General features: G+C 42.2%; 6 protein-coding genes. 5 read left to right on the top strand and 1 reads right to left on the bottom strand.

Annotated features, from left to right (window positions below):
• Positions 1-78: 78 nt before the first annotated feature.
• Positions 79-597: a hypothetical protein gene (locus JQM81_RS13165; protein WP_235234251.1), complete on the bottom strand. Its 519-nt coding sequence runs from the start codon at positions 595-597 to the stop codon at positions 79-81.
• 190 nt (positions 598-787) lie between these two features.
• Between JQM81_RS13165 and JQM81_RS13160 the strand changes: the two genes are divergently transcribed.
• From JQM81_RS13160 to JQM81_RS13140, 5 genes are all read left to right on the top strand, one after another.
• Positions 788-1810: a DUF2804 domain-containing protein gene (locus JQM81_RS13160; protein ID WP_235234250.1), complete on the top strand. Its 1023-nt coding sequence runs from the start codon at positions 788-790 to the stop codon at positions 1808-1810.
• 182 nt (positions 1811-1992) lie between these two features.
• Positions 1993-2565, top strand: a complete 573-nt coding sequence (locus tag JQM81_RS13155) for a glycerol-3-phosphate responsive antiterminator (protein WP_235234252.1) — start codon at positions 1993-1995, stop codon at positions 2563-2565.
• Positions 2566-2582: 17 nt separating this feature from the next.
• On the top strand, positions 2583-3992 hold the full coding sequence (locus tag JQM81_RS13150) for an NAD(P)/FAD-dependent oxidoreductase (protein WP_235234249.1): 1410 nt from the start codon (positions 2583-2585) through the stop codon (positions 3990-3992).
• Positions 3989-5254, top strand: coding sequence for an NAD(P)/FAD-dependent oxidoreductase (locus JQM81_RS13145; protein WP_235234246.1), 1266 nt, complete (start codon positions 3989-3991; stop codon positions 5252-5254). The genes JQM81_RS13150 and JQM81_RS13145 overlap by 4 nt, the downstream gene beginning before the upstream one ends.
• A 20-nt stretch (positions 5255-5274) precedes the next feature.
• The gene (locus tag JQM81_RS13140) at positions 5275-5628 is read left to right on the top strand and encodes a DUF1667 domain-containing protein (protein ID WP_235234244.1); all 354 of its coding nucleotides are present in this window, start codon (positions 5275-5277) and stop codon (positions 5626-5628) included.
• Positions 5629-5770: the final 142 nt, after the last annotated feature.

Genomic DNA, 5770 nt, shown 5'->3' with positions numbered 1-5770 from the left:
TAACTTAACTGCCTGTACTTTGTATTCATGGTCATATTTACGTGCCATTTTGAGTACCTCCTTATTCTCTTGATTCTATCATGAAATCCTTGAGAATAAGATGTCAACTTTTTTTATACCACACCAGACAATGATCATTGCAATATCCCACTTATCAGGCCTTGCTTTTCCAAAGCTTGGGAACCCTTCCGAAACCTTTCCAAACAGATGATTTAACAAAGTCAGAATTCCAAGGGAAGATACAATGGAAATAGCATATATAAGGAGCTTCGAATTGGAGCCCATCTTTTCCTGGTCATCTGCAAAAGGCAGATCATCGTTTTCAACAGCAGAGAAAAATCCGAAAAGAAGCGAAGAGAAGAGAATCGACAAAGAAACTGCCATGCCGACTTTTGAATATAAATTCGCGCTCTTATCTGCAAACTTAAGGTTTTCATTTACCCAACATCCAAGGGCAACGATGACTCCAACCATTCCGGCTTCCGGACCTACGCTGCTGCCCAAAATGAGTGGAAGAATGGCAGCCGTCAGAAGAACAATAATCTTACGGTACGGATAAGTTCCTGCCTGCTTTACCGTTCCGATTACCGTTTTCATCGTCTGGGGATAATCTCCGAAGTGTTTTCTTCATAAGATCATACGTCCACCTTGTTATTCTTATTGTCGTGTAAAGAATTGCTACGGTTTCTAAGATTATACAATAAACTGTTAATTTTGTCACTAGAACAAAAAGGTATGCTATAATGATTACATGAACAGAGGCTGAATGAATAATGGAGGTATAAGTATGCGAAACCATGAGGTAACAAAAGTGCAGCCTTTATTGAAATCGGATGGCAGTCTTACCGAGCTTGGATGGGCGAAGCAGCAATTCTGGCAGTATGACCGGACCAAAATCAAGGCGCCTCGGTTCCGAATCAAGGAATGGGATTATTATCTGGTGTTAAATGAAGATTTTGCAGGGGCGTTTACGATATCAGATGACGGATATATAGGTCTTCAGTCGGTCTCTCTTTTAAATTTCAAAGAGGGATGGGAGCATACACAGACGATTCTGAATCCATTTCCGATGGGCAAGTTTCATCTGCCACAGTCATCCGATGCCGGGGATACGGTATACAAGGATAAACGGCTCCATATGGAATTTCAGGTGAGGGATGGAAAACGGCGAATCGGATGTCAGTTTAAGAATTTTTATCAGGGCAAACCGTTTTCATGCAGTATCGTATTGGAACAGCCGAAGATGGATACCATGGTCATTGCAACTCCGTGGAAAGAGAAGAAGACGGCGTTTTATTATAATCAGAAGATAAATTGTATGCCTGCGAGTGGCACGATGACCTTTGATGGGAAGACTTACACTTTTTCGAAGGAAACAGATTTTGGAACGCTTGACTGGGGACGTGGTGTCTGGACGTATGATAACCGATGGTACTGGGGATCCGGGAACACCGTGTTAAATGGAAAGCCGTTTGGATTCAATATAGGGTATGGCTTCGGGGATACTACTGCGGCATCAGAAAATATGCTGTTCTACGATGGCACTGCACATAAGTTGGACGATGTGACGTTCCACATTCCAGAAGACAGTTATATGAAGCCGTGGACATTTTCATCCAGTGATGGGCGGTTTGAGATGGACTTTGTGCCAGTGCTTGACCGTGCGGCAAGGACTGCGGCAGTCATTATAGAGACGGATCAGCATCAGGTGTTTGGAAGAATGAGCGGTAAGGCGGTGCTGGATGACGGAACGGTGCTGGAGATAAAAGACGTCATGTGCTTTGCAGAAAATGTACATAACAGGTATTAGATGGATCATCGACAAAATCATTGTATTTATTTCAAAGGTATGCTATACTAACATATAGATAATTACTAGGAGAAAATGAGCGAAGTGATTATATAGTTTTCTATATATAGCTTTGCTCTTTTTTATTGCATGAAAGATAGATGCTATAGATAAAAACATATTCAGGAAGAAGGTTGTATATGATGTATACGCATGAAGAGATATTGGAAGCAATTGAAGATAATCCGATCATTACAGCGGTCAAAGATCAGGAAGGACTGGAGACATGTCTTAAGACAGAATCAAAGATCGTATTTATATTATATGGAGATATCTGCAATATTGGAAAGATTGTAAAGAAGGTAAAAGATGCACACAAGATTGCAATTGTACATATGGATTTGCTGGGCGGGATTGGAAGTAAAGAAATCGCAGTAGATTTTATGAAAGAACAGACCCGGGTAGATGGCATTATCTCCACAAGACTTACGTTGTTAAAAAGAGCAAAGGAATTAGGAATGTTTACCGTATTTCGTGTGTTTATACTGGATTCGATGGCCTTGAAAAATATATCAAAACAAGCAGAACAGGCAAAGCCAGACATTATGGAGATATTACCGGGAATCATGCCAAAGATTACACAGCAGATTGTTCAAAAAATATCAGTACCGATTATCTGCGGTGGCCTGATTTCTGATAAGGAAGATATTATAGGAGCTATTTCCGCAGGGGCAGCAGCAATTTCATCTACAAATCCAAATGTTTGGAAGTTATAGAAAGGGGAAGAGCAAGTATGAAAGATGTAATCATTATCGGAGCTGGAGTGTCAGGATGTGCGATAGCGAGAGAGTTGTCCAGATATCAGCTGGATATCTGTGTGCTGGAACGGGAGAGCGATATATGTGAAGGGACGAGCAAGGCAAATAGTGGGATCGTGCATGGAGGATTTGATGCAAAGCCTGGAACCTTGAAGGCAAAACTGAATGTACTGGGCAATTCTATGATGGATGAGATGTCGAAAAAGCTGGATTTTGAGTTTAAAAGAAATGGTTCCATGGTTGTGTGTCAGAATGAAATGGGAATTCCTGCGTTGGAGAAATTGTTGGAGCAGGGAAAAGAAAACGGTGTGAAAGGAATGAAAATCCTAAAACGTGAGCAGGCACTTGAACTGGAACCTAATCTGGCGGATGGAGTGTATGCAGTGTTGTATATCCCGTCTGGAGGAATTGTATGTCCGTTTGGCATGAATATTGCTTATGCAGAAAATGCCGCACAAAATGGTGTGGAATTCAAGCTGGGAACAGAAGTTCAGTTAATTGAAAGAGTGGGACAAGACTATCGAATCCAGACAAATCAAGGTGTATTTGATACGAAATATGTAATTAATGCGGCGGGGGTATATGCGGATGTATTTCACAATATGGTTAGTGAACTGAAGATACATATTATGCCTCGCAGAGGAGATTACTGTCTTCTGGATAAGACAGCAGGTGACTTGGTCAGACACACGATCTTCCAGCTCCCGACTGAAAAGGGAAAGGGAGTGTTGGTAACGCCGACGATTCATGGTAATCTGCTGCTTGGTCCGACTGCAATTGATATAGAGGATAAAGAAGCCACAGCAACAACGGCCAAAGGACTTCAGGAGGTTTTGGAGAAATGTACAAAGTCTGTTAAAAATATCCCGTTTAAGCAGGTGATTACGTCTTTTGCCGGACTTAGAGCACATGAAGAACATGGGGAATTTATTATCGGTGAAGTTGAAGATGCAAAAGGATTTATTGATGTGGCGGGAATCGAATCTCCAGGCTTAACCAGTGCTCCGGCGATTGGTATTTATGTCCGGGATATTCTGGCTGAAAAGATGGAACTGAAAGAAAAAGAGATTTTTGTAGAAGAGAGAAAAGGAATTGTACGATTCCTGGATCTTCCGAAAGAGGAACAGAATCGGTTGCTTCAGAAGAATCAGGCATATGGTCAGATTGTGTGCAGATGTGAGCAGATTACAGAAGGAGAGATTCTGGATGCGATTCACAGACCTTTGGGAGCAACAACGCTGGATGGAGTTAAACGACGTACCAGAGCGGGTATGGGACGTTGTCAGGCTGGATTCTGTACTCCGAAAGTAATGGAAATTCTTGCAAGGGAATTGCATTTGGAATTAAAGGATATTCGGAAGAATGGAAGGAGGGATGCAAGATGAGGAATTGTGATCTGGTAATCGTAGGAGGCGGTCCGGCAGGTCTTGCGGCTGCAATCGCGGCAAAAGAAAAAGGAATTGATGATATTCTGATTATTGAGCGGGATGAGAGATTAGGAGGTATTCTGAACCAGTGTATTCACAATGGTTTCGGATTGCATACGTTTCAGGAAGAGCTTACCGGACCGGAATATGCCCATCGTTTTATCTGTCAGGTTCAGAAACTGGGGATTTCTTATCTGACCGGAACGATGGTTCTGGATATTTCGCCGGGTAAAGTGGTAATGATGATGAACCGAACGGATGGAATCGTGCAGATACAGGCAAAAGCAATTGTTCTTGCCATGGGATGCCGGGAACGCCCGAGAGGAGCCTTGAATATTCCGGGATATCGTCCGATGGGAATCTATTCAGCTGGAACGGCACAGCGTCTGGTCAATGTAGATGGATTTCTTCCGGGAAAAGAAGTCGTAATTCTTGGCTCTGGAGATATCGGTCTTATCATGGCGAGAAGAATGACTCTGGAAGGAGCCAGGGTGAAGGTTGTTGCAGAATTAATGCCGTATTCCGGCGGCTTGAAGAGGAATATCGTCCAGTGTCTGGATGACTTTGGAATCCCGTTAAAGTTACGGCATACGGTTGTTGATATCAAAGGAAAGCAACAGTTGGAAGGGGTTATTCTTGCAGAAGTGGATGAGAAAGGAAAACCAATTCCGGGAACTGAGGAAGAATATGTCTGTGATACGCTTCTTCTTTCTTGTGGATTGATACCGGAAAATGAACTGAGCAGATCGATGGGAATCTGTATGAACCCAGTTACGAATGGACCCGTTGTTGATGAAAGCCTTGAAAGTAATCTGCCAGGAGTATTTGCCTGTGGCAATGTTCTTCATGTACATGATCTGGTGGATTATGTTTCAGAAGAAGCAAAATGTGCAGGAGAAAACGCAGCGGCGTATATTCGTGGAGAATTGAAAGAAAGAGAAGAACAAGCGATTAAGATAGAACCGCAAGACGGTGTACGATATACAGTTCCGGCTACTATAGAACCGAAGCGAATGCGTGATAAAGTGAAGATTCGTTTCAGAGTGGGTAATGTCTATCGAAATTGCTATATCAGTGTTTATCTGGGAGAAAAGAGAATCATACACAGGAAAAAACAGATTGTGACTCCCGGAGAGATGGAAGAAGTAATCATTGAGAAAGCAAAGTTAGAAGAGTGCGGCAATATTGATAAGATCATAGTTGCTTTGGAAACCATGTGATAGATGTGGGAGGTGAGATTATGGGACAAAGAGTATTGACCTGCATTGGCTGCCCGATGGGTTGTACGTTGTATGTGAAAATAGAAGATAATCAAGTGAAAGGTGTGACTGGAAATACATGTGTGCGTGGAGATGTATATGCCAGAAAAGAAGTGACTGATCCAACCAGGATTGTGACAACAACTGTGCATGTAAAGGGAGGGGGAGTGGTCCCGGTAAAAACAAAAGAGGATATTCCCAAAGGAAAGGTTATGGACTGTGTCAAAGAGTTAAAACAACTGGAAATTGAGCCGCCGGTTTTGAACGGTCAGATAATAGTTGAAGATGTGGCAGATACAGGAATTCCTGTGATAACGACGTCAAGTATTAATTAAATAATAAAGAAATACATAACTTCTCGGAATCTCAATGAATGAGATTCCAAGCGAAAATTGACAACTGAATATCGTGCAGGAAAAGAAATTTGCGAGAAATGGACATAAACATTGGACATAGAGGATACTATGCCTTGAAAAA

It is taken from the genome of Faecalicatena contorta (assembly GCF_021531895.1).
Taxonomy (GTDB): Bacteria; Bacillota; Clostridia; order Lachnospirales; family Lachnospiraceae; genus JAFBIX01.
Note: the sequence above shows the minus strand (reverse complement) of the source record. Positions and strands in the feature narration are given on the sequence as shown.

Coding starts and splice junctions, on each gene's coding strand:
- JQM81_RS13145 (WP_235234246.1), top strand. CDS start 3,989: ATGAGGAATTGTGATCTGGTAATCGTAGGAGGCGGTCCGGCAGGTCTT.
- JQM81_RS13150 (WP_235234249.1), top strand. CDS start 2,583: ATGAAAGATGTAATCATTATCGGAGCTGGAGTGTCAGGATGTGCGATA.
- JQM81_RS13165 (WP_235234251.1), bottom strand. CDS start 597: ATGAAAACGGTAATCGGAACGGTAAAGCAGGCAGGAACTTATCCGTAC.
- JQM81_RS13155 (WP_235234252.1), top strand. CDS start 1,993: ATGTATACGCATGAAGAGATATTGGAAGCAATTGAAGATAATCCGATC.
- JQM81_RS13160 (WP_235234250.1), top strand. CDS start 788: ATGCGAAACCATGAGGTAACAAAAGTGCAGCCTTTATTGAAATCGGAT.
- JQM81_RS13140 (WP_235234244.1), top strand. CDS start 5,275: ATGGGACAAAGAGTATTGACCTGCATTGGCTGCCCGATGGGTTGTACG.